Below are 24,549 nucleotides of genomic sequence, written 5' to 3' on the forward strand. Positions count from 1 at the left end.
TTCGTTTAAGCGTTAATTATGAATGGATGACTTACAATAATAATTGATAACATTATAATAGATATAAGTACTAATTGTTTTTTACGTTTATAATTTATCACCGTAGCTCTTTTATTATTTAATAATTTTTCGGTTTCATCCTGTTTAGTAGCTTCTATCTGCTCTGCATTTCTATCTTTTACATTAAGATAATCCAAGTATAATTTTAAGTAACCTCTTACGTATACTTCTCCCGGTAAAACATCAAAATCACCCTCTTCTAAAGCTACTAAATATTTTTTTCTAATTTTTAAATCACTAGATACCTGATTTAAAGTTTTACCTGAATCTAACCTAATTTGCTTAAGCATTGACGACATAATTTACTCAAGTTTTTGTAAGAATATTTCAAATTTCTTGTTTGCTAAAATAATTATATTTAAGTCTATAGTTTCTTGAGCTTTAATTTCTTTAATAAAATCAAGCAAATTTCTAACTAAGTTATTATTATAATTATCAATCCATAAATCTAAATCAATAGTTGTTTTAGATTTATTAATTATTTTTATTAATAATCTACGTTGTTTGTCATATAAATCATCTTTTAGCGATTGAATACCTAAGCGACGCCAAAATGAATCGTTCAATTGCTTATCACAAGCTTTACGTAACCAATCAAGACTAAACATATCACTTATAACAAAATAAGCTTTTGCTATCTCTTTATTATTCCCTGAAGTCTGTTGTGTTACATATATAATGTCAAATACTGAAATTAAATTGTCAAATGTAGCGATAGTAGCAGCCAATGATTCCTCTACCCCGCTAGTGGTATAATAATTTAATTTTTCTTCAAATCTTATTTTAGTTTCTCCGACTAATAAAGTATCTACCGTTTTTCTTAAGTTTTGTGCAGGAACTCTAAACTCTTCTATAGTTTCACTAATATTAATAGGATGTTTTAAATTTTTAATAAACCACGAAATACCTCGACGCATTAATTTCGTTATTTCGGTAAACATGTCGATTTTTACATTGTAATCAATATTAGTAGGTAGCTTACTTATCGTTTCCCATATATCATCAAGATCAAAAATTTCACAAATAATGGTATATGACCTTATTATATCACAAAGAGGAGCCCCAATCTCACGCTTTACAATACTAATAAGCGGTCCTCCAAGCTGATTCATTATTTTATTTATAGTAACAGTTTTAATAATCTCATGTTTAAGTGGATGAGATAAAATTTCATTACGAAACTTTTTTTGCATCATTTCAGGAAAATAATCTATAAGATATGCATCAAAATATTTATCATGGGAAAAAGTAGAATTAATTAACTCATGATAAGCAGATCTCTTACTATATGATAGCAATATGCAAAGCTCAGGACGAGTTAATACTTCACCGCTAATAGCTCTGCTATTCAATTCTTCTGCACTAGGCAAGAATTCATTTTCCCGCTCTAATACTTTTTCTTCTTCTAAAATATCTATAAATTGACTAAGTATATTAACAGTTAAAGTAGGAGATAGTTGCATAATTGTTATTGCTTCGGTTTGCTTATAATTATCAAGTAATACTAACTCCTCAACTTGCTTTGTCATATCGTTTAGAAGTTTATTACGTTCTTCTAAAGTAATTTTTCCTGAGGTTATCGCACTACTTAAAGCAATCTTGATATTTACCTCATGATCGGAGCAATCAACACCTGCTGAATTATCAATAAAGTCAGCATTTATGCGCCCGCCTTTTTTAGCATATTCAACTCTACCTCTCTGTGATACCCCAACATTACCGCCTTCTGCTATAACTTTTGCTCTAATTTCTTCACCGTTACATCTAAGGTTATCATTTGCTTTATCACCGATTTCTAAATTATTTTCCGTTTTAGCTTTGATATAAGTGCCTATTCCACCATTCCACAATAAATCAACATCTGCTTTTAAAATAGCTTTAATTAATTCTTCCGGTGATAATTCATTATCATTTATATCAAGTAATTTTTTAATTTCCGGCGATAATTTTATTAATTTACTACTGCGTTCAAATACTTTGCCTCCTTTAGAAATAAGCTTAGAATCATAATCAGACCAATTAGACCCCTTTAAATTAAATAAACGCAAACGCTCATTAAAACTTGATAAAGGATCAGGAGTAGGATCAATAAATATATGTTTATGATTAAAGGCAGCAACTAACTTAATAGTCTCTGATCTGAGCATACCGTTACCGAACACATCTCCCGACATATCTCCTATACCTACGACGGTAATAGGGTCTTTTTGGACATCTAACCCTAAAGTTTTAAAGTGGTTAGTTACGGAAATCCAAGCTCCTTTGGAAGTAATAGCCATTTTTTTATGATCGTAACCTGCAGAACCACCGGAAGCAAAAGCATCATCAAGCCAGTAATTATATTCTCTTGCCACACTATTAGCATAATCCGAAAATGAGGCTGTACCTTTATCGGCAGCAACCACTAAATAAGGATCTTCTTTATCATAAATAATAACGTCTTTTGGATGTACTACTTTACCGTCAATGATATTATCAGTTATGTCTAATAAACCTCTAAGGAAATTCTTATAGCATTCTACCACTTTTTCCATATATTCATCACGAGTAAGCCCTTCCTCAGTAAAATGAACATAAAATCCGCCTTTAGAACCGACAGGGACAATAACAGAATTCTTAGTCATTTGTGCTTTCATAAGCCCAAGGACCTCAAGCCTATAATCTTCTGCTCTATCCGACCATCTAAGCCCTCCGCGTGATACGGGCCCGCCTCTTAAATGCACAGCTTCAAAATTTCTAGAATAAACAAATGCTTCGGCAAACGGAACAGGTTTAGGTAAATCCGGTACTTTTGAAGAATCAAACTTAAATGAAAAAATATGTTTATGTGGTTGATAGTAATTTGTTCTAGTAATAGCATTAACTATACCAAGCATATTACGTAGTACTTTATCTTCACTACTCATCTCAACGGTTACTAAGTAATTATTTAGTTTATCTTTAATTACGTCACAATTATTATCCGAATGTTTAGGATTAAATTTTATATCAAATAGATTTACCAACATTTTTGTATATTCGGGATGTTTAAGTAACGTTAACTGTACATAGCCTTTACCGTAACTAAATCCCGTTTGATGTAAATATCTTGTTAAAGCTTTGACGAGTTTAACTTGCTTCCAATTAAAACCGGCAAGCACTATTAATTTACTTAAAGAATCATTAGCAAGCATCCCAAGTGCCATTTTGTCTAAAGCTTCTTCAACATTTATTTTTAATTCGGTAATATTATCCTTTACAGGTACAATAGAAGTTAAGATAAAATTATATATCCAGCTTTCTTTGATTTCGAGAGCCTCCTTAATTGCAAAAGTTTGTTCATCAATTGCTTTAAAACCTAAATTTTCTATTGGCGGCAATATGTTAGAAAGTGCAAGTTTTACTTTTGGACTATATATTTTTAAGTAAAATTCCGTTTCATTTACAGACACTAGATTAAACATACATTTTTGTGACTTACTTGCTTCCGTTAGATATTCAATATCTACTAAAGCTATTTCCGGAGAAAATTTTTGCCGATAATCTGCCGAAAAAACATTATCAAAAAGCTTTAAATTAATACCTGCTTGATACTCGCCGAATTTTTTAGAAAACTTAAAATAAAAATCTTCACTCCAACATGTAGAGATACGATCTAAATCTTGCTGTATTATTTCTGCTTCAAAATTTATTTTATGTTCCCCTTGTGCTTCAAGCGTTACAAAAAGATAAGAAAAATTACCGGCTACTTCGGTGATATAGTTGGATAAAATTTTACTACCAAATTTTTCTGCTAAATAACAATCTATCATATTATGGATTTCAGCCGTTAAACGTTCTCGTGGCAGAAAAATTATGATATTAAGAAAAGAACTAGACCAATCATATTGAATAAATAATTTAAGCTTCTTACTCATCATACTTGAGAGCATATGTAAACACATACAATATAAATCGCCTTGATCAATTTGTATTAAAGCTTCTCTCGGTAACGACTCCATTAAAATTCTTAACTTATCGGCATTATAACCAGATAATGCAAAACCGGCTTTCTCAATTACAAAATTAAATTTTTGTCGTAGGATTGGAATATTACTTATTGAATGGTAATACATATTTGAATTATATATACCGAAAATTATACTTCCCGAAATATATTCACCCGAAGAGTCAAAATTTTTCACTAAGATATAGTCGATTAAATTATCTGAATGGATAAGCGACGCACTATTTATTTTACCGAGTATTATTAATTGATTTTGATATAAAGGATTAGCAGAACATTTTATAATATCATCAATCTCGTCTTTTACTTCTTGCCATATTTTTGCTGCTCCTATTTCATTGCTTAATTTTAAAGATTTTACTTCAAAATCAAGAGTCCCTAATAAAACCAAATTATCGTTTTGTAACCAATTTAAGAATTCTTTAGCCTCTTTAAAATTTAATTTATAATTATCAATTATATTTTTAGATAAATCTTGTAATTTTGTGCGTAATTGCGGTAAATGGCTATAGCTTTGCTCTAACTTTTCTAATCTTTCATTTATAGCCTCGGTTAAAAATGTAGTAGTTTTATCGTCAAAATTTCCTAAAATGGTTAAATGTAGTATTGATTCTGATTTTTCATCCGACACAGAATTTTCTAATATTTTTTCTAATTCTCCTTTACTATTTCGGACACAGTTTATTACCGGATGGAGTAAAAACTTAGTTTGTAAATTCATGTTTTTAAGCAGACATATGATAAAATCAACAATATGCGGCTTATTATCAAGTAATATCAAGACATTTATTGCCGGATCATTTTCGATAACTGCCTTTGTTATTGCTATTTTTCTTGCTCTTGCTATCCTTTGCTTAAAAAACTTAAAGGCTTCATCTGCAAAATTTTGGAATAATTTTGCTCTATTCTCAAAATCATAATCTATCGGAATATAATTTAAAAACTTTTGAACAAAATCTATATATATGGAACTTGACTCACGTTCCTTGCTAAGTTCTAGAATTTTAGTTTTATAATTCGGGATTTGACAATTTAAACGGCTAAAGTTTAAAGAGGTTGTTTTTGGGGTCATGATTTTCTTAAATAATAATATGATTATTTCTGTTGTTATTATATTATATAAAATAACTTAAGCAAGAGGCATAGAAAATAAGTGGAAACGATATTTGCACAAAGCTCTGCATTCGGTAAAGCAGGCGTAGCAGTTTTTAGGATTTCTGGTCCTAAAAGTTTAGAAGTTTTACAGCTACTTACCGGTAGAAAGGACTTTAAATCGAGATTAATGTATTATCAACAAATTACAGTCCCTGAAACTAAGGAGCTAATCGATAATGTTATGGTTGTTTATTTTAAGTCACCTGGTAGCTTTACCGGGGAAGACGTAGTCGAAATTCACACGCATGGCAGTAAAGCTATATCTATAATGCTGACAAATGCATTATTAAATATAGCTGGTATTCGTTTGGCAGAAGCAGGAGAGTTTACCAAAAGAGCTTTTTTAAATAACAAACTTGATTTAACAGCAGCAGAGGGGATAGCCGATTTAATTAATGCCGAAACTATAATGCAGCATAAGCAAGCAATTAGACAAGCAAGCGGCAAACTTGAAGCATTATATAATAATTGGCGTAGTCAGCTTTTAAAAATTCTCTCTCTGCTTGAAGCTTATATAGATTTCCCGGATGAAGATATACCTGATACCGTCCTTAATGAAGTTACTAATACTCATACAATTCTTGTAAATACAATATCGGAATATCTTAATGATAACAGAAAAGGAGAATTACTACGAAGTGGTCTTAAGCTTGCAATTATCGGTCCGCCAAACGTTGGTAAGTCTAGCTTACTAAACTTCTTAATGCAGAGAGATATAGCGATTGTCTCAAATATTGCAGGAACTACTAGAGATATAATTGAGGGACATTTAGACATTGGCGGCTATCCTATTATTTTACAGGATACAGCAGGTATAAGAGAAGAAAGTAGTGACATTATCGAGCAGGAAGGTATAAAACGAGCTATAAATTCAGCTAAAACAGCAGATATTAAAATTATAATGTTTGATGCCGAAAAATTAGACTCCTCTATAAATGAAGATATTATTAATTTAATTGATGAAAATACTATCACAATAATTAATAAAATCGATTTAATCGAAGCTAGTAAAATCTTTTCTATTGAAAATAAATATAAATGCTTAAGAGTTTCAGTAAAAAATAATATTGCTCTTTCAAGTATATTAAAAAATATTGAAAATATTGCCGAAAATATGGCAGGATTTACCGAAACTCCTTATATAACAAATCAGCGTCATCGTAACTATTTACAACAAGCTCTCTCACATTTAACGGCTTTTAGCTTAGATAATGATTTAGTTCTAGCAACTGAAGATATTAGAATGACGGCACGCTGCATCGGTGCCATTACGGGTGTTATCAACGTAGAAGAAATACTAGGCGAGATCTTTAAAAATTTCTGCATAGGCAAGTAATATTGTATAGCTCGTTCTATGTCATCCCCGCAAGGTATTATTGCATGGACACCAAATCATCATTGCGAGCGACTGTAAGGAGCGTGGCAACCTCATGAAACAGTAGATTTCTTGCATAACCTCCTTCTAAAGATAATTTGTACTTCAATCCGGTACTCACATCCGTTTCCTGTAAATTCCTTTTTATAAGATAGGTTATGCAAGAAGTCTAGTACAAAATGATTGCCACGTCAAGACTGTGTCTCTCCTCGCAATGACGAAAAAACGAAACATTACAGCATAACAATCATCTTTCTCAAATCTTTCCATATATTCATTTATTTTAACTTTATCTTGACAAAAACATTAACATACTTTAGAAACCACGTTTCATTAATTAAAGGAGTAACATTATGGTATCTATATTAAATATAAATTTTAAATGCGTTATGCCTATATTTAGCAATGAAATAGTAAGCCGTTTACCGGGTAATGTAAACCACATCATTCATAAATTAAGCAGTACTATATTTTCATCAGTATATAGTACTATTGAAGGAGCTTTTAAAAAAGGTTATATAGTGGATAATACACAGTGTAATTGGAAAAACATTGAACAATCTTTCAATGAGTCCCCAAATGATTTTTCAATACTACACCAAGAGTGCAACAATGGTTTAAATATTCCAATACATAATGTTTTTATCGATGCTGAAAATAATCCTCATATACTTTTACAACAACCCGTAACACCTCATCAAAACGGTACGGTTAGTATTCTTAGTCAACTTTATAAAGTAATGAATGATTATATATTCTCTCAAGGCAATATTACCGAAACTAGCGGAGCTGATTTCTTAGGTTTAAATGAATGCACTAAAGAAGAAGCTATGAGTGCTTTACAAAACTATAACGCTTATAAAGAAACTTTAATCCCTCGTGAATCGTTTATAAATACTCTTGAAAATACTCTAAATCACTTAGGTCTCTCTTTAGATAATGTCTCTCCTACAGCACTAGGTAAAAATATTTTAGATCAACTCGGTAAAGCTTACACTGACCCTACTACTACAGAAAGACCTAACAATGATACAAATGACGGTGGATATAGCAGCGGTGCTTATATAGCTGGAATAGCATTAGGAACATTAGCTGTAGGTACGATCTTAGGGTATTGCATTAAATATGGATGGGATTGGTATAAGGGAAGAAATATAAAAAATGAAAATTTAGATTTAGTAATGAAGAATAAAGAATTAGCATTTGTAGAACTACTATATGAAAATTTTAAGCAGAATGCAGTTATATTCGATGAAGTTATAAAAATAAATAATTTACATGATATTATAAAACTAGCAAAATCTATTAAGGAATATGAATTCTCAATACTACCACTAATTAATTTAAATAATGAAATTGTAAAATTAAATTCCCCATCCGCTATAGCAATAAACTTAGATGATTCAAGCGGAATATTGCATGAAATATGTAAGAGTCTTGGCGGTGATGATAGTTTTCAGACTATCAGCAACTTTGCACGCTTAATAACAATTATACGAACAGCAAATCCCAAGTCTGAAGAATATAAAGAAAGCATTATAGAAATATTTGAGCTATTTAATCCTTGTTACACAGAGATTGACTATCAAAATTGCGAAATGCCGTTATTAGCCGATGTATCATCACCATATAACTCCTTAGGTATAGAAACCTAGAACGTTGTTAGTACCATAACAAACCATAATTGACTTTTTGAAAGTTATATATAAAATGATGCTTAGAGTAGCAAAGTGCTATTTCGGGGTGTCGAAACCTCTGCCAAAAGTGAGAACATTTCTTACAAAACTGATGTAATCCTCGACTTCACGGTCGGGGTTATAATAGTTATGTCCAAGGTTTAAAGCTTAAGCTTAGAACCTAAAGGTTATTATGGCTATCGTTGATGCTTTTCTTACTCCCCCGACTACCAAGAGTTTATTTCTCTTCGGTGGTTGAAACTTAAGCAGTTTAAGTTTAATTAATCGGGAACAAATATGTCTGACCACAATACTAAAACCATCTCAAGACTCATCATAGAATTTATTTTAAATGAAAATAAAAAAATCTAAGAGCCGAGATAGCAGATTTACTAGAAAGACCTATAACAAAAAGCTATATCGAAAGAATAGAACAACGCTTAACAGAATGAGAAAAAATATTTAGTAATGATTTATAACCTTGACAATATCATCATCTCATTTTATTAACTACCTACTATAAAAATAAGCACTAAGATCATTATTAACCATTATGGTAAATAGTGCAAAAATAGCAAAAGACGGTAAGGTTTCTATACCAGTTTCATCATATTAATGTAGAGAGGTAGATGCTTTAAAAGGAGGAAGAACATACATAATCACACCCGCCAATATTAGCATGATTATTCCTAGAATAATAGCTACTATATTAAATGCATTTATAAAAGTAATATTAACCTCCTTAATTAATTCGTGAGCAAATGAAGGTGGTAGTTGTTGCGCAATAATTATTCCTTCACCGATTGAGTCATGAGCTATTTCTGCAATTGATACAGAAACACCGTGAGGCATTACTAAATTGTTACTATATATATAAAGACGTAATACTCACAATAACAGCTATACCTAATTCATATGCTGTTTCTTGTAATGCTGCTGCACCTCCAGATCTCTCTGCCGGTACTGCATTCATCATAACTGTTACGGTGTAGAGAGGCATAGACTACTTCCTATACCAAGCAATCCAAGATATATAATATAGTATTCGATAATAAATCTCTATAGTCTAATATACTAGGTACAATCAATTATATAGTAGTAAAGATAAGCCTACTAAACATTATTACACGTGCGATAAATCGTGTGAATAAATATGGCATAACTAAAGATGCAATTAAAGCAAAAACTGCTGCAGGCAACATATAAAGACCTGCATACAAAGGACTTAACCCTTTGATAAACTGTAACCATAAGGACATAAGATACATTATGGATCCTAAGACACACGTAATCAGCAAATAAACTATTACTCCTATACTAAAATTGCTAATTAAGAATAAATGCATATCCACTAACGGATCATCACTTTTAAGTTGGCATAACGTAAGGTAAATATTATTAGTAACACAATGCCAATTAATAGCATTCAGCCGGATGCTAGATTCATAATACCGTATTTAGCCAACATCTTAATGCCTTGAACTAAAGCTGCCATCCCAAAAAACGATTGAAATACTCCTATCCAATCCCATGGGTTCATTACTAGGATTAGATGATTTAGGAATCCAAACTATACCAAAAACAATAATTACTAATGCAATAGGTGCATTTTTATTAAAAAATGCAAATTGCCAACTTAAAAGCTCAACCAATACTCCTCCTAGTACTGGTCCTATAGCTGCTCCTACGGTTGCCATTATTCCCCACACGGATATTGCGATCATACGTTCATGTGTATTATAAAGTGGAAGGCATCATCACTGATCCTCCTAACCCAAGTAAAGCACGACATAATACTAATCCCCATGAGCTATCAAATACATAAACTCACATTGAAGCGATGGAAAAAACTAAAAGCCCCTAAAGTAATAATCTTTTACGACCAAATCTATCCCCTAATGCACCTGCGGTAATGAGAAGACCTGATAATATTAATGCATATGCATTGATTATCCATAATTGTTATAAATTAGATGGTTTTAAATCAAGGATTATAGTAGGCATAACAGCATACAAGACTGTAGCATCCATCGATACCAAAAGTAAGCAAATGCTTAAAATAATTAAAATATGCCATCTAAATTTATAAGATATAGATGATGAATTATCTTTAGCGATATATTCAGTTTGCAGAAATTATGGTACCATATGTGATAAGTTATTTAATAAGGGTTTTACTAAATCTATCTTTTTCGAGAACTATGGGACTGTTAACAAGTAATTTAATTAGCTTTAAAATTTCTTTTGTTAATAGTCCTAGGTTAATTCAGTTGGTAACATAGTAAGCAAGTCCAAATCAATTAACCATAACACAAGTAAATTTAACATCTAAGCATCACCTATTATGGAAGTCAAGATTTAATCTTACAAGCACAATAACATAAATAAAATTTGATTTTTCTTTCTCAAGCTTATATTTTAATTGGTAAGTTTATAATATGGAAATTTATGTCAAATACAGATAAGGAAAGAGCCATTGCCGCAGCACTCGCACAAATTGAAAAAAGCTACGGTAAAGGTTCGGTAATGAAACTAGGGCAGCGTCCGCATGTTGATATAGAGGCCGTATCGACCGGCTCACTTGGGCTAGATATAGCTCTTGGAATCGGCGGTGTTCCCAAAGGTAGAATCATCGAAATTTTTGGTCCTGAAAGCTCAGGTAAAACCACTCTAACATTGCATTTAATTGCAGAAGCTCAAAAAAAGGGTGGTACATGTGCTTTTATTGATGCCGAGCATGCATTAGACCCTGCTTATGCTAAAAAATTAGGCGTAAATATTGATGAGCTTATTATTTCACAGCCCGATACAGGTGAACAAGCCCTAGAAATTGCCGATACGTTAATTCGCTCCAGCGGTATTGATATGATAATAATAGATAGTGTTGCGGCTTTAGTACCGAAATCAGAGATTGAGGGCGAAATGGGTGATGCTCAAATGGCTTCTCAAGCAAGGTTAATGAGCCAGGCTTTGCGTAAACTTACTGCATCAATTAATCGCACCAATTGTATTACTGTTTTCATCAATCAAATCAGAATGAAAATAGGTGTGATGTTCGGTAGTCCTGAAACTACGACAGGCGGTAATGCCTTAAAATTCTATGCTTCTGTTAGGATCGATATAAGAAGAATCGGCTCCATTAAAGACAAAGAAGAAGTAATAGGCAGCCAAACCAAAGTAAAAGTAGTCAAAAACAAAGTAGCTCCTCCATTTAAAACTGCAGATTTTGATATAATGTACGGTTCAGGTATTTCAAAAGAAGGCGAGATAATCGACCTTGGAGTTAAGCTTGATATTGTTGAGAAATCCGGCTCTTGGTTTTCCTACAAGAACGTACGTATAGGTCAAGGGCGTGAAAACGTCAAACAATATTTAAAAGAACATCCACAAATTTCCAACGAAATTGAGAAAATAATACGTGAAAAATCGTCAAAAATTACTAATATAAATCTTGATCAAACGGAGGAAGAAAATGATTGATTTAACAGGTAAAACTTCCTTAATTACGGGAGCTTCAGGAGGCATAGGCGGAGCTATAGCGAGGTTACTGCACAAACTCGGAAGCCATGTAATTATTAGCGGTAGTAATGAGGAAAAATTAAAATCCCTTGGAAAGGTTGTAAAAGATAATTATACGATAGAAGTATGTAATCTTGCCGATAAGGAAGAATGTAGCAATTTAATATCTAAAGCATCAAAGTTAGATATTTTAGTATGTAATGCCGGTATTACTAGCGATACGCTAGCAATTAGAATGAAAGATGAAGATTTTGACAAAGTTATTGATATTAATTTAAAAGCAAATTTTATTTTAAATCGTGAAGCAATAAAAAAAATGATACAAAACAGGTATGGACGTATTATTAACATCTCTTCAATAGTAGGAATTTCAGGTAACCCCGGGCAGGCTAATTATTGTGCTTCTAAAGCAGGTTTAATAGGTATGACCAAATCACTCTCTTACGAAGTTGCAACCAGAGGCATTACGGTTAACACAGTAGCTCCAGGATTTATTAAATCAGATATGACCGATAAACTAAATGAAAAACAAAGAGAAGCTATAGTACAAAAAATTCCGCTAGGCACTTACGGTATGCCGGAAGACGTGGCAAACGCAGTTGCATTTTTAGCAAGCGATCAGGCATCATATATTACCGGTCAAACTATACATGTAAACGGCGGTATGTTAATGGTATAAAAATTAATAAGATTATTTTGTGCTAGCATAAAATAATTTTTTGTGCTAGAAGTTCTTTTAAAGATAAAATGCGATGCATATTTTAAATAAATATTCATACAGTTAAAATAAAGTCTAATAGCTGAATAACCGCTATTATACAGCATATAAAATTAAATGATTTATGGAGTTCAAAATTATGAGTACAACGGATAAGATCGAACAGAAAGTTATTGAAATGGTTGCTGAAAAGCTAAATAAAGATAAATCGATAATAACTACGGATTCAAGATTTATAGAAGATTTGAAAGCTGATAGCCTTGATACCGTAGAGTTAATGATGGCAATAGAAGTTGAATACGGTATTGATATCCCTGATGATGAAGCCACTAAAATTAAAACCGTATCCGATGTTATACAATATATCAAAGAACGCCAATCTTAATCTGCATAACAAATCCCTAATAGATAATTAAAAATGTCGAATCAAAGAGTAAATAAAAGAGTAGTTATTACCGGACTTGGACTTGTTACTCCTGTTGGGCTTAATGTTAACTCGTCTTGGAAAAACATTGTAGATGGAGTAAGCGGTATAAAAACTATTACAGAATTTGACACTTCTAAACTTGCGTGTAAAATTGCTGGACTTATAGATAACTCTGAGAAAGATGGATTTAAACTTGAAAATTTCACACAAGCAGATGACATTAATAGACTAAGTAAAATGGATAAATTTATCCATTACGGAGTAGCAGCCGCAACCGAAGCAGTTGAAGATAGCGGCTGGTTACCCGACGATGAAAAATCTCGTGATAGAACTGGCTTGATATTAGGTTCAGGAATCGGCGGGCTTAAAATGATCGAAGATACCTCTATCAAACTTTATCAAGAAAATAACGGCAAAGTTAGTCCTTTCTTTATCCCCGCTTCATTAATTAATCTTTTATCCGGTCTTGTTTCTATAAAATACGGTTTTAGCGGTCCAAACCAAACGGCAGTAACAGCTTGCTCTACAGGGGCACATGCTATAGGCGATGCTATGCGTATGATAAAGCACGGCTATGCCGATGTTATGATAGCAGGCGGTGCGGAAGCTCCAGTTACACCTGTCGGAGTTGCAGGTTTCGTTGCTGCTAGAGCATTATGTACTAAATATAACGATAATCCTAAAAAAGCCTCAAGACCTTGGGATAAAGACCGCAGCGGCTTTGTTATGGGTGAAGGAGCAGGCGTTGTAGTCTTAGAAGAATATGAGCATGCCTTAAATCGAGGGGCTAAAGTTTACGGTGAAGTTATAGGATACGGCTCTACAGGTGACGCCTATCATATGACAGCTCCACATCCTGAAGGTAGAGGAGCTTATAGAGCGATGAGAGACGCAATGCTAGATGCAACTATCACGCCCGATATGATTGATTATATTAATGCACACGGTACTTCTACTACACTTGGTGATGGAATAGAATTAGCAGCCGTACAAAAATTATTTTTAGAAGCGAATCCTAAAGTTTTAATGTCTTCTACTAAATCATCAATAGGACATTTGCTTGGTGCAGCAGGAAGTGTTGAGTTTATCTTTTCAGCTCTTGCCATTAGAGACCAGATTGCACCGCCAACCTTAAACTTAGATACCCCTATGGATGAGGTGAATATAGATTTAGTTGCACTGAAAGCTAAGAAAACTAAGATAGATTACGTGCTTTCCAACTCGTTCGGATTCGGTGGTACTAATGCTAGTTTAGTGATTAAGAGTATACTCGTTTAATTTAAAAAATTGGCACAAAGTCCTATAAGCACTGTACTCACGTATTAAGTATACGTTCCGCTCCTCGTCTTATGGACTCCTTGTGCTTTTCCAAATTAAACTTCGTTTACCAACCTTTAACTTAAAGTCATTCCTGCGAAAGCAGGAATCCAGTAAAACATATAAAAACTTATTTTTATATGTTTATTCTATCAAATATGTAATTTTGTACCAATATTAAGGTTATTTTTCTAGATTCCTGCTTTCGCAGGAATGACATAAAAACTAGCCAATAATCAACTATGACCCCAATTTATTACATTAAAGACGGTAACTTAAGTTTTGCGGATAAAGTAATTTTATCTGATTTAGAGCTTTATTTGTACACAGGCGATAAGATTTGTCTTATAGGACGTAACGGCTGCGGGAAATCAAGCTTAATGAAAGTCATATCAGGTGATTATGAGTTAGATAACGGTGCATTATTTCAAGATCCTTTAGTTACAACCGGTTATTTAAGACAAGATATTCCTATAAAAACTCATCTAACTGTTTATGATTTTGTCTTACAACAAACAGATAGTACAAAAGAAATAGATAAATACCAAATCGATATAATTCTAGAAAAATTACAAATCAACGGAACAGATAATTTATCCACTTATTCAGGCGGTCAACTGAGCAGAGCAAGCCTTGCTAAAGCTTTAATATTAGAGCCGGAAATATTACTACTTGATGAACCAACTAACCATCTAGATATTGCAACAATCGAATGGTTAGAAGAATTTGTTAAATCTTATAAGGGTGCTATTATTTGCGTTAGTCATGATAGAACATTCCTCTCAAATGTTACTAATAAAATTTGGTGGCTTGATAGAGGAATTTTACGTAAATCCGATAAAGGATTTAAATTTTTTGATGAATGGCAAACAATTATCATAGACCAAGAAGAAGCCGCTCTTCGGAAATTAAATAAAAAATTATCTCAAGAAAATGAATGGTTAAATGCCGGTGTTACTGCTAGACGTAAACGAAATCAAAAGAGACTTGCGGATTTGAAAGCTTTAAGAGCAATAACACAAGAACAGACTGCAAAACTAGCTAGTTCAACACAAAGAGTTAGGGCAGAGCTTGCCGAAAATATAGCTAAAAGTAAATTCATTATTGAAGCAGATAATATTACTTTTAGTTATAAAAATACTAAAATTATTGATAATTTTAGCTTTCGTGTAAAAAACGGCGAGAAAATTGGTATAATCGGTGCAAATGGCTCAGGCAAATCTACCTTTATCAAACTACTAACAAAACAGCTTACCCCTGAAAGCGGCAAAATTATATATGGCGGTAATTTAGATATTTCATATTTTGATCAACATAGAGAAAAACTAGAGCCTAATCATACATTACAACAAACTTTATGTCCTACAGGCGGTGATCAAGTATTTTTGCCACACGGTAAAACCATGCATGTTGCCGGTTATTTAAAACAATTCATGTTTAATCCTAAACTACTTAATGCAAAAACCGCTATTTTATCAGGCGGTGAAGCTAATAGATTATTACTTGCAAAAATTCTAATGAACCCTGGCAATCTGTTAATTTTAGATGAACCGACTAATGACCTCGACATGGATAGTCTGGAAATTTTACTAGATATACTTACAGATTATTCAGGTACTTTAATAGTCGTGAGCCATGATCGTGACTTTTTAGAGAGGTTAGTTACTAGAACTTTAGTTTTCGCTCAAGGTAAAATTCATGATTTAACAGGAGGTTATGAAGATTATAAGCAGTATTTTACTACCTCTCCTATAGCAAAAAAAGCTTCAAAACCACTACCACTAACTGCTCAAAAAGAACCTCTAAATAAAAAGCTATCTTATAAATATCAGCGTTTGCTTGAAACATTGCCCAACTATATTGAAAAGCTAGAAATATCCATCAAACACTTAGAAAAAGAACTTGAAGACGTTAATCTATATTTAGATAATCCTCAAAAATATAACAGCATTACTAGCCAACTAATTAATGATCAAAACAAACTAGACGAGTTATTAAATCAATGGCTAGAAATACAAGATTAATTTTTATTAAAATTTTCTTGACTTAATTATTAACTTTTGTTAACGTTTTTTAGCGTTAATATTAAAGATGATGAGCATATCTGATATAACAGCTACATTAAAATATAAATTCGATAATTTAAAAGAGCATCTTAACAATGCTTATTCTCGCTCTCAAATAGAAATAATTCTAGGAGCATTGAGTAGTTTACAAAGCGAAGCAGCTTCATATGGCTTGAATTTTGACATATCCAATCTAAAAGAGACTGCTGAAACTAAGCTCAAGCACTATGAAGTAGAACAATCTATTGAGAAAGCTAGGGTTCAAGAAGAAGAATTTCTAAAATCACAAAGAGCAAGAAAACTTGCCGAAGAAGAAAAAGAAATCGCACAAAGAGTTGCTGCACTTAATAATTTGCATAATGAATTTATAAAAAATATTACTAAAGATACTAAAAGAATTGCAGAAAGTAATAAGCGTTTAGATAAGATAATAAATAAACTAGAAAAGGAAAACATTATTGATCATGAAGAGTTAAATCGTGAAATATTAACTCATGAAGAAATATTTAAACTAAATCAAGCGTATAAAGTATTACATAAAAACCATAAAAAAATAACTGAAGAACACAAACAAGCACATACAGAATTAAATGAATTAAATAAAACAATAACGAATTTATCACAACAATTACAAGAAAAAGGCTTAGCACCCAAAAAAGTTAACGAATTAAAAGGAGAATTAGAATTTCACCAAGAAATGTTAAAAATACATAAGGCATATGTAGAGAAGATTGAAAATAGTAAAAAAATATTAGATCAAGAAATTATTAAACATGAAAAAGAACACAACATAAATAAAGATAAAATAAAGAAATTAGGAAGTGATATTAAAGAGCGTTATAAAAAAGAACCAGAAAAATATTTAGATGCATATGAAAAATATTTAGTTCTAAAACATCAGCATAAAGCAATTAAGACAGACGGCGTTGTAAAAGATATAGAGCATCATAATAAAGTACTAAATAAAATTAACGTGGGTAAAACTAAATCTTTAGCTAATAAAATCAGAGAACAAACACAAGTAAAAGATACTAATACTGGGAGTTTATCTCCTACTCGTACTCCTAATATTAAAGTTACAAATAATAAAACGAGAGGAATTTAACTAAATTAGTAATTATTATGTCTAAATTTAAAAATTTAACTCCTGAACAAAAAAAAGCAGCTTTAGAAGCTGCAAAAGTACAATTTGAAGAACAACAGCAAAAACATAACGCAATATTTAAAGAAGCTATGCAAGCGAGTAGTCAAGTCCATCAATATAATCAAGATTTAGGTAATTGTGTGGATAATACTTCCAAAGATATCAAACTTGCCGGTAAAGCTTCTAAAGGCGTATGTGAAATAATATAACATTATATAACATTCTAAAAGCTGTAACTATATAGTTGCAGCTTTTGTATCATTTTGAATTAAGCTCGAAAGACCTATTGCCTGTATTTTTTCTGACAATTTAAAGCTAATCTCACCTGGAAATATTACATTAATTTGATCAAGTTTTAAATCTTCTAAAGATATTTGCATTGATTTTGTAATGCTCGGTGTATTTGTATATTTAATTTCAAACCCCAAACGTTTCCCATTTTTAAAAATTAAAAGATCTATTTCCGCTCCATTATGAGATGACCAAAAATAACATTCTTCGGGTTCGGCTTTATAATATCTAACAATTTGTTCTAAGGCAAATCCTTCCCATGATGCACCTATTTTAGGATGAGTGCTTAAAGCTTCATAATTATTTAAGCCTAATAAAGCGTGATATATTCCACTATCTCTAAAAAAGATTTTTGGAGTCTTAACTTGTCTTTTTTTAAGGTTTTCATACCAAGGCTGCAAAATACGGATCATAAAAGTTCCCTCTAAAATATCTAAATAATGCTTTGCGGTATGATATGAGATAGATAAAGAATTTCCAAGTTCTGAAGCATTCAATATATTAGCGTGATAATGGCAAAGCATTAACCAAAACCTACGTAACTGCAGAGACGGAATTGTAAAACCTAAATTTGGTATATCTCTTTCTAAAAATGTTTTAATGTAATTCTGACGCCATAAAGCACTTAACTCTTCATCATCTGCAAGGTATGATAAAGGAAATCCGCCGCGTATCCATAATTGCTGAGTACCTGACACTTCAGATAAGGTAAACGGTGTCATTTCAATATAACCTATTCTACCTGCTAGTGTTTCAGAACCTTGTTTAATTAAGTCTCTTGATGCACTGCCTAGTACTAAAAATTTAATATCAGTTGTATCAACAAGAACTCTTAAAATAGGGAATAGATTCGGTTTATACTGAATTTCATCAATAATAACAAATCCTTGTAGATCAGACAAAGCAAGCATCGGTTCATTTAATCTTGCTAAATCTAAAGGATTTTCAAGATCAAAAATATTGATTTTAGGAATATTATAAGCTTCTACGAATTGTTTAGAAAGTGTAGTTTTTCCGCACTGCCTTGGTCCTAACAAGGCACAAACTTTATGAGTTTTAAAATGTTTTATTATTGATGAAAGGAATTGTTTTCTAAACATTTAAATTAGTACTATGAAAATTAGAAACATAACGTCTAATGCTCAGTATAGAAAGAAAAAACGACAAAGTCAAAACGCTTTGTCTCGTGCTGCAACTATAATCGCATGTATTTTTTTAAGCGTCCGGTCAAAGTCATCGTTAGTAACTACATAATCATACTCATTAGCATGTGATATTTCGTTTTGTGCCGACTGCATACGTAATTTTATTGCTTCTTCATTATCGGTCGCTCTATTTCTTAAGCGTTGTTCCAATACTTCAATATTAGGAGGCAATACAAATATAGCAACAACATTAGTAGCATTTTCCTTAATACTCCGTGCTCCTTGCCAATCAATATCAAACAAAACATCCAAGCCTTGATTTAATAACATTTCGACATATTCTTTAGGCGTACCGTAATAATTATCGTATATTTTAGCATATTCAAGGAATTTATTCTGCTTAACTAATTCTTCAAACTCTAGACCGGTCTTAAAGTAATAGTTTATGCCCTCTACTTCTCCTAAACGTGGTTTTCTTGTAGTTGCCGAAATAGATAAACGCAAATTATTATCTATTTTCAATAATGCTTTAGCTAAACTCGACTTACCTGTACCTGAAGGGGAAGATAAAATTATAATCAGTCCTTTAGAGTTCCTCGAAAGTTCTACTTCTAGAGGTAATTTAGACGTCACTGCGGTGCTACGTTCCATGTCGCCTTTAAATTCCTCTCTATAAGCGCATTTCTGAAGAACTCTTTTATTTTTTGTTGTCATATTTTATGTTTTATTTCGTAGGTACAGCATATTTCAGAAAGATTTAGACAAGATGAATTTAAATGCAAGCCTGCGAAAGCAATAGGTAAACTACGTGCGTGAGTACAGGCGAGTCATGCAAAATTCGCTTGTATCAAGCTTTATGAATTATTCTGTACTTTTCTTTTTATTACCTCATCCATAGTACAATTAAAATATTTTGCTATTTTTAAAATAGTATCTATTTCAGGGTTGAATTCACGATTAGCTTCCGCTCTCATAATCCTGCTAACAGTAGTATAAGGGATATTAGTGACTTCGGCAAGATATTTACGATCTATCTTTTCTTGTTTTAATTTTTCTTCTAAAAATTCTTTTACTTTAGTAGCAAGTGCCATATTAATAACCTCTGAATAAATAAAGGATAGATATATACAAAGTGTGTCGAGTATTACCAGCCTTATTACATGGATCGAAAAGCCTACTCAATGTCATTCCCGCATAGGCAAAAATCTAGTAAAACCATATAAAAACAAGTTTTTATATGGTTATTTTATCAAATATATAACTTCTGTAGCAATATTGAAGTTATTTTGCTGAATCCCCACCTACACGGGAAAACTTTGTTGCTAGTATTTTTTATTGTTAGACCCCCCGTGGTCAAGCCACAGGGTGACACACAGGGGATTGTACCGATCCATGCCACAATGCCTACGCGGTAATGACATAGAGTACAAACAAAACAGAAATTACTCCTTAGGCAATAATACTTGTACAAATTCCGTTTTAGATAGATCAGCTGCTACGTTTACCATAACATCATGTTCTGTCACTTTAGACACATAGCCCACTAAAATACCTGCAGGATAAATATTACCGTATCCAGAGGTTACTATCTCCTCATCTTGCTGTACTAAATGATTGTTAGGCAAGTATAAAATTTTACTATTATTATTATTACCTGCTAAAATACCTTGTTCTCTTGAAGAATTAGCTTTAATAGGTATTCTAGAATTAACATCGCTAATTAACATTACTTTCGCATAATTATTACTCACTTCTATTACTTTTCCTACTAATTTTCCTGCATTAACAACGATTTGATCAGGTTCAATGCCTTGCTTTTTACCTGCAGAAATCAAAGCAGTTCTAGAAAAGGGATTAAAGGAAACACTCAGTAATTTAGTAGTAATATATTCAAATTCTTCTTCCTCAGCAATCGTTAACAAATCTTTTAATGCAATGTTTTCGGCTCTTACCAATTCTACTTCACTTTGTAAATGTTGTAATCTTGCTATCTCAAGTTTAAGTTCTATATTTTTTCGTTCTAAATCTTGAAAATAAACAAATTTTTGTGTTATTGAATTTATATATTCAAATATATCTTCATACACTGCTAAACCGATTGATACTATACTACCGGTTACTTCAAGTGATATACTAGATATTTTTTTAGGTGTAGCAAAAAATAAATATACAGACAATCCAAGCCCAAATATAACAAAAAAACGCTTAAGAGTATTTGATATTATTCTTATTAATTCTAATGAATTTGAAGAATTTTTTACTCTATTTGCAAGTATTGCCATTTTTAATCCTGTTTAAATAGTACATGTTTTAGCTTTGTAAAATCTTCAAGTACTTTTCCTGTTCCAAGTGCCACACAAGAGAGGGCATCATCTGCAACTATTACTGGCAATTTAGTGGCTTCACTAAGAACAAAATCAAGATTTCGTAATAATGAGCCGCCGCCTGTTAAAACAATTCCCTTATCAACTATATCTGAAGATAATTCAGGAGGTGTTGCTTCTAGTGCTACTTTTACCGCTTCAACAATTTGACTTACCGGTTCAATTAGACTATCAGCAATTTGTCTTTCGTTCAATATCATTTCTTTAGGAATACCGTAAATTAAATCACGTCCTTTAATTTCCATCTTTCTCGGCTCAGCGTTTTCATCTACATAAGCCGTACCTATTTCTTGCTTTATCTTTTCGGCAGTAGCCTCACCTATCAATAGGTTATAGTGCCTTCTTATATATGAGATAATAGCTTCATCCATCTTATCACCGCCGACTCTTACCGACCTTGCATATACTATGCCCCCTAGTGACAAAACTGCAACTTCGGTAGTGCCTCCTCCAATATCAACAATCATTGAACCGGTTGCTTCCGTTACGGGTAGCCCTGCCCCGATCGCTGCCGCCATAGGTTCTTCAATTAAATAGACATCCCTACCCCCTGCACTTTCTGCTGCTTCTTGGATAGCACGACGCTCAACTGGCGTAGAACCGGAAGGCACACAAATAACAATTGTCGGCCCAAAAAAAGAGCGACGATTATGTACCATTCTAATAAAATACTTTATCATTTCCTCTGCACCCTTAAAATCGGCAATAACACCATCTTTTAAAGGTCTTTTTGCTTCAATATCCGTAGGAGTACGCCCAAGCATCATTTTTGCTTCATGACCATAAGCATAAGGCACAAAAGCACCGTCTTTTTTTATTAACGCAATAACAGAAGGTTCCCTTAGAACAATTCCACAATTTTTTTGATAGACAATAGTATTTGCCGTACCAAGATCTATGGCCATACCGGAAGAAAACCCTTCCAAAAATTTCATTATCATTTTATTTTTTCTCTCTAAATTCTAAAAACACTTCTATAGAACTGTTAACAAAATAAACAGTCCCATAGTAAATAAAAATTTGATATAGACGAAGTTTAATTTGGAAAAGAGCAAGAAGCCTCGGAATTTTTGACCGCAGCGTAGAATACTAAGTGAGGATCAACAATGAGAAGCGACAATGCCAATTTTTCAAATTAAACTTCGTCTATATCAAATTTCTTTATAATGTAACATAATAAAGTTACTAATAAAAAATATTAGCATACTAGGTAATAAAATAGCAGCAATTAAAGACAAATTATTATAAGTAAGTATTTTTAATAATATTTCTGATAACGAATATGCTATAAAACCTGAAAATAAACCTAATAGCAGTATTTTTTCTTGGGAATTATCACGCTGTTTAAGACTAATAAAACAACTTGCTAAAATTACGGTTGCCATCATCATTATAGGCTTAAATAATTGCTTGTAATAATAAATTTGATAATTAATAGCCGGTAAACCTGAATTTAATAATTCATTAATTAATTTAGGTAAAGCCCAAATAGAAACCATTTCAGGACGAATAAATTTATTTACTAAACTATTAATTGATAAATTTGTCTGCATAGTTAAATTATTGTAAGCCTTAGTTTCTTCTTTTGTAAAAACCTTAACTCTACTTAAATGTAACATTTTATTTTCAATAATACCGTATAATGCATCAATTCTCTTTAAAAAAGAATTATTATGATCAACAAATAAAATTGTAATATTATTTAATTTTTTCTCGGCAACATTAATAAATTGTGTTTGGATAATTTGAGTTTCATCATTTAAAGATTCAAAAAATAATAAGCCTGATTTAGATATTATACCCTCACTCAAGGCTTTTTTAGTTAGTTTTGCTTCTAATAACTCATATTTTTGTAAGCCTATAGTACTGATAGGATTCAATATAGTCGTAAAAACTATACCTAACATTAAAGTTACAATACATGGAATAACAAGCACTTGCCAAATATGAATACCGCTAGATAACATAGCCGTTAATTCATTATTTTTTGTTAGATTTCTAAGAAAAAATAACATAGCGGTAAAACTAATTAATGAAGATACTTGACCTAGTAAATAAGGAATCTTATATAAGATAAGTCTCAAAAAAAAACTAAAAGGAACATAAATATTTTTGAATTTTTGTAAAAGATCAAAAACATTTGAGATAATTAATAGCCCGATTAAAAGAAATAATATAATAAAGAAACACTTAGAATATAATTTAGTAAGATACCAAGAAAGTGTTTTTAGATTAATCATTATAAATTCAGTGCTAATGCGAATTTAAATAAGAATTTGTGTGGTGGGGCTGGTAGGACTTGAACCTACGACCACACCGTTATGAGCGGCGTGCTCTAACCAACTGAGCTACAGCCCCTTTTCATTTGAAATTTATATAATTATTATGCAGTTAAGTCTAGTAAAATTTTTATATTTTTGAGGTATCGCCTAAAAAACAGGACAATATGATTCAGTGTTTTCATCATTGTGAGGAATTACAAAGTAATTGACAAAGCAATCTCAGGAGTTTGTTTTTATTTCATGAGATTGCCACGCAGCCTATGGCTTGCAATGACGGTTTGGTATCCACGCATCAACGCTTTCGCAATAATAACATCAAGTTATAAGTAAAAAAAAGGCCAAGTAGTAAACTCGACCTTTTAGGATACTATAATCAGTAAATAATTTTAGTGGTGTAAAACTGTTACAGCTCTACGATTATAGGCAAAAGCTTCTTCAGTATTACCCATCATAGCAGGTCTATCTTTACCATAAGAGATTGTATTTAATCTGTTATGATCGATTCCTTTATGAGCTAAGAATTTTTTCGCTGCTGCTGCTCTTCTTTCACCTAAACCTAAGTTATATTCTTTGGTACCTCTTTCATCGCAATGTCCTTCAACAGTAACTTTTACTTCAGGATGCTTTGATAACCAGCAAGCTTGTCTCTCTAGGGCTTCTTTAGCCTTTGGTGATAAATCAGAGCTATCAAAAGCAAACCATACTGCATTTCCTGCATGCTTCTCGAAATCTTTCATTAATGAAGTTTCTTCACTTTGGTTCATATTACCGTCAAATTGCGGTGCTCTTTTTGTTGTATTACACCCTGCAAGCATACATAATGCAAGAAAAGCTAATGTAATTTTTGTTTTCATAATTAAACTCCTTGAGATTATAATTTATTAATATTGAATTCATTTTAGCTAGTCATAAAACTAAACTAACCAAAAGCTATGTGAGTTAGTATATATCATTATTTTATTAGTTTAAAGGCTAAAATATTATAAAATGCAATTACTCATGTAT

Annotated in this window: 21 protein-coding genes and 1 tRNA gene; 9 read left to right on the top strand and 13 right to left on the bottom strand. The window is 32.0% G+C overall.

Features of this window, described 5'->3' with window-relative positions; all coding sequences use genetic code 11:
- Window positions 1–5: 5 nt before the first annotated feature.
- On the bottom strand, window positions 6–359 hold the full coding sequence (locus tag BTU51_RS06605) for a helix-turn-helix domain-containing protein (RefSeq protein WP_012151292.1): 354 nt from the start codon (window positions 357–359) through the stop codon (window positions 6–8).
- A 3-nt stretch (window positions 360–362) separates the two neighbouring features.
- On the bottom strand, window positions 363–5,117 hold the full coding sequence (locus BTU51_RS06610; protein WP_012262586.1) for an NAD-glutamate dehydrogenase: 4,755 nt from the start codon (window positions 5,115–5,117) through the stop codon (window positions 363–365).
- An 81-nt stretch (window positions 5,118–5,198) separates the two neighbouring features.
- Between BTU51_RS06610 and mnmE the strand changes: the two genes are divergently transcribed.
- A complete protein-coding gene (gene mnmE / locus BTU51_RS06615) occupies window positions 5,199–6,536 on the top strand; it encodes a tRNA uridine-5-carboxymethylaminomethyl(34) synthesis GTPase MnmE (protein WP_012151294.1) in 1,338 nt (445 codons plus the stop codon).
- Window positions 6,537–6,928: 392 nt separating this feature from the next.
- Entirely contained in the window at window positions 6,929–8,230 is a 1,302-nt protein-coding gene (locus tag BTU51_RS06620; RefSeq protein WP_012262587.1) for a DUF5460 family protein, read from the top strand.
- 633 nt (window positions 8,231–8,863) lie between these two features.
- On the opposite strand, the gene BTU51_RS06625 is transcribed toward BTU51_RS06620, so the two are convergent.
- The 3 genes from BTU51_RS06625 to BTU51_RS09525 all read right to left on the bottom strand — a co-directional run bounded on the left by BTU51_RS06625 (window position 8,864) and on the right by BTU51_RS09525 (window position 9,948).
- Window positions 8,864–9,103, bottom strand: a complete 240-nt coding sequence (locus BTU51_RS06625; RefSeq protein WP_012151296.1) for a hypothetical protein — start codon at window positions 9,101–9,103, stop codon at window positions 8,864–8,866.
- 13 nt (window positions 9,104–9,116) lie between these two features.
- The gene (locus BTU51_RS09810; RefSeq protein WP_012151297.1) at window positions 9,117–9,251 is read right to left on the bottom strand and encodes a hypothetical protein; all 135 of its coding nucleotides are present in this window, start codon (window positions 9,249–9,251) and stop codon (window positions 9,117–9,119) included.
- Window positions 9,252–9,720: 469 nt separating this feature from the next.
- On the bottom strand, window positions 9,721–9,948 hold the full coding sequence (locus tag BTU51_RS09525) for a hypothetical protein (RefSeq protein WP_012151298.1): 228 nt from the start codon (window positions 9,946–9,948) through the stop codon (window positions 9,721–9,723).
- A 751-nt stretch (window positions 9,949–10,699) separates the two neighbouring features.
- Here BTU51_RS09525 and recA point away from each other — a divergent pair.
- From recA to BTU51_RS06675, 7 genes are all read left to right on the top strand, one after another.
- Entirely contained in the window at window positions 10,700–11,731 is a 1,032-nt protein-coding gene (gene recA / locus BTU51_RS06640) for a recombinase RecA (RefSeq protein WP_014362415.1), read from the top strand.
- Window positions 11,724–12,449 carry a 3-oxoacyl-ACP reductase FabG gene (fabG, locus tag BTU51_RS06645; RefSeq protein ID WP_012151300.1) on the top strand — a complete coding sequence of 242 codons (726 nt, stop codon included), beginning with the start codon at window positions 11,724–11,726 and terminating at the stop codon, window positions 12,447–12,449. The genes recA and fabG overlap by 8 nt, the downstream gene beginning before the upstream one ends.
- Window positions 12,450–12,612: 163 nt before the next feature.
- Complete coding sequence (gene acpP / locus BTU51_RS06655; protein ID WP_012149091.1) at window positions 12,613–12,873, top strand: acyl carrier protein; 261 nt, start codon at window positions 12,613–12,615, stop codon at window positions 12,871–12,873.
- A gap of 33 nt (window positions 12,874–12,906) precedes the next feature.
- Entirely contained in the window at window positions 12,907–14,193 is a 1,287-nt protein-coding gene (gene fabF, locus BTU51_RS06660; RefSeq protein WP_012151303.1) for a beta-ketoacyl-ACP synthase II, read from the top strand.
- Window positions 14,194–14,474: 281 nt separating this feature from the next.
- The gene (locus BTU51_RS06665) at window positions 14,475–16,256 is read left to right on the top strand and encodes an ABC-F family ATP-binding cassette domain-containing protein (RefSeq protein ID WP_012151304.1); all 1,782 of its coding nucleotides are present in this window, start codon (window positions 14,475–14,477) and stop codon (window positions 16,254–16,256) included.
- Between the two features lie 76 nt (window positions 16,257–16,332).
- A complete protein-coding gene (gene roaM / locus BTU51_RS06670; protein WP_012151305.1) occupies window positions 16,333–17,403 on the top strand; it encodes an actin-based motility regulator RoaM in 1,071 nt (356 codons plus the stop codon).
- Between the two features lie 17 nt (window positions 17,404–17,420).
- Window positions 17,421–17,651, top strand: a complete 231-nt coding sequence (locus BTU51_RS06675) for a hypothetical protein (protein ID WP_012151306.1) — start codon at window positions 17,421–17,423, stop codon at window positions 17,649–17,651.
- 27 nt (window positions 17,652–17,678) lie between these two features.
- Here the strand turns inward: BTU51_RS06675 and BTU51_RS06680 are convergent, their stop codons facing one another.
- The 8 genes from BTU51_RS06680 to pal form a co-directional block, all read right to left on the bottom strand.
- Window positions 17,679–18,833 (bottom strand): ATP-binding protein, encoded by a 1,155-nt coding sequence (locus BTU51_RS06680; protein WP_012151307.1) that lies wholly within the window; start codon window positions 18,831–18,833, stop codon window positions 17,679–17,681.
- 69 nt (window positions 18,834–18,902) lie between these two features.
- Entirely contained in the window at window positions 18,903–19,592 is a 690-nt protein-coding gene (gene gmk / locus BTU51_RS06685; RefSeq protein ID WP_012151308.1) for a guanylate kinase, read from the bottom strand.
- A gap of 140 nt (window positions 19,593–19,732) precedes the next feature.
- Complete coding sequence (locus BTU51_RS06700; RefSeq protein WP_004997409.1) at window positions 19,733–19,969, bottom strand: helix-turn-helix domain-containing protein; 237 nt, start codon at window positions 19,967–19,969, stop codon at window positions 19,733–19,735.
- Window positions 19,970–20,320: 351 nt separating this feature from the next.
- Entirely contained in the window at window positions 20,321–21,160 is an 840-nt protein-coding gene (mreC, locus tag BTU51_RS06705; protein ID WP_012151309.1) for a rod shape-determining protein MreC, read from the bottom strand.
- A 2-nt stretch (window positions 21,161–21,162) separates the two neighbouring features.
- A complete protein-coding gene (locus BTU51_RS06710) occupies window positions 21,163–22,203 on the bottom strand; it encodes a rod shape-determining protein (RefSeq protein WP_010977764.1) in 1,041 nt (346 codons plus the stop codon).
- 210 nt (window positions 22,204–22,413) lie between these two features.
- Window positions 22,414–23,502 (bottom strand): LptF/LptG family permease, encoded by a 1,089-nt coding sequence (locus BTU51_RS06715; RefSeq protein WP_012151310.1) that lies wholly within the window; start codon window positions 23,500–23,502, stop codon window positions 22,414–22,416.
- Window positions 23,503–23,543: 41 nt separating this feature from the next.
- A tRNA-Ile gene (locus tag BTU51_RS06720) sits at window positions 23,544–23,620 on the bottom strand.
- 310 nt (window positions 23,621–23,930) lie between these two features.
- Window positions 23,931–24,398 carry a peptidoglycan-associated lipoprotein Pal gene (pal, locus tag BTU51_RS06725; RefSeq protein WP_012151311.1) on the bottom strand — a complete coding sequence of 156 codons (468 nt, stop codon included), beginning with the start codon at window positions 24,396–24,398 and terminating at the stop codon, window positions 23,931–23,933.
- Window positions 24,399–24,549: the final 151 nt, after the last annotated feature.

Origin of the sequence: Rickettsia rickettsii (assembly GCF_001951015.1) — a bacterium.
Classification (GTDB): domain Bacteria; phylum Pseudomonadota; class Alphaproteobacteria; order Rickettsiales; family Rickettsiaceae; genus Rickettsia; species Rickettsia rickettsii.

Bases quoted from the DNA above. Each gene is read 5' to 3' on its own strand.
- fabF (WP_012151303.1), top strand. From the start codon at position 12,907: ATGTCGAATCAAAGAGTAAATAAAAGAGTAGTTATTACCGGACTTGGA.
- fabG (WP_012151300.1), top strand. From the start codon at position 11,724: ATGATTGATTTAACAGGTAAAACTTCCTTAATTACGGGAGCTTCAGGA.
- BTU51_RS06605 (WP_012151292.1), bottom strand. From the start codon at position 359: ATGTCGTCAATGCTTAAGCAAATTAGGTTAGATTCAGGTAAAACTTTA.
- recA (WP_014362415.1), top strand. From the start codon at position 10,700: ATGTCAAATACAGATAAGGAAAGAGCCATTGCCGCAGCACTCGCACAA.
- BTU51_RS06710 (WP_010977764.1), bottom strand. From the start codon at position 22,203: ATGATAATGAAATTTTTGGAAGGGTTTTCTTCCGGTATGGCCATAGAT.
- gmk (WP_012151308.1), bottom strand. From the start codon at position 19,592: ATGACAACAAAAAATAAAAGAGTTCTTCAGAAATGCGCTTATAGAGAG.
- BTU51_RS06665 (WP_012151304.1), top strand. From the start codon at position 14,475: ATGACCCCAATTTATTACATTAAAGACGGTAACTTAAGTTTTGCGGAT.
- acpP (WP_012149091.1), top strand. From the start codon at position 12,613: ATGGAGTTCAAAATTATGAGTACAACGGATAAGATCGAACAGAAAGTT.
- BTU51_RS06700 (WP_004997409.1), bottom strand. From the start codon at position 19,969: ATGGCACTTGCTACTAAAGTAAAAGAATTTTTAGAAGAAAAATTAAAA.
- pal (WP_012151311.1), bottom strand. From the start codon at position 24,398: ATGAAAACAAAAATTACATTAGCTTTTCTTGCATTATGTATGCTTGCA.
- BTU51_RS06675 (WP_012151306.1), top strand. From the start codon at position 17,421: ATGTCTAAATTTAAAAATTTAACTCCTGAACAAAAAAAAGCAGCTTTA.
- BTU51_RS06625 (WP_012151296.1), bottom strand. From the start codon at position 9,103: ATGCCTCACGGTGTTTCTGTATCAATTGCAGAAATAGCTCATGACTCA.
- BTU51_RS06680 (WP_012151307.1), bottom strand. From the start codon at position 18,833: ATGTTTAGAAAACAATTCCTTTCATCAATAATAAAACATTTTAAAACT.
- mreC (WP_012151309.1), bottom strand. From the start codon at position 21,160: ATGGCAATACTTGCAAATAGAGTAAAAAATTCTTCAAATTCATTAGAA.
- BTU51_RS09810 (WP_012151297.1), bottom strand. From the start codon at position 9,251: ATGCCTCTCTACACCGTAACAGTTATGATGAATGCAGTACCGGCAGAG.
- BTU51_RS06620 (WP_012262587.1), top strand. From the start codon at position 6,929: ATGGTATCTATATTAAATATAAATTTTAAATGCGTTATGCCTATATTT.
- BTU51_RS06610 (WP_012262586.1), bottom strand. From the start codon at position 5,117: ATGACCCCAAAAACAACCTCTTTAAACTTTAGCCGTTTAAATTGTCAA.
- BTU51_RS09525 (WP_012151298.1), bottom strand. From the start codon at position 9,948: ATGGCAACCGTAGGAGCAGCTATAGGACCAGTACTAGGAGGAGTATTG.
- BTU51_RS06715 (WP_012151310.1), bottom strand. From the start codon at position 23,502: ATGATTAATCTAAAAACACTTTCTTGGTATCTTACTAAATTATATTCT.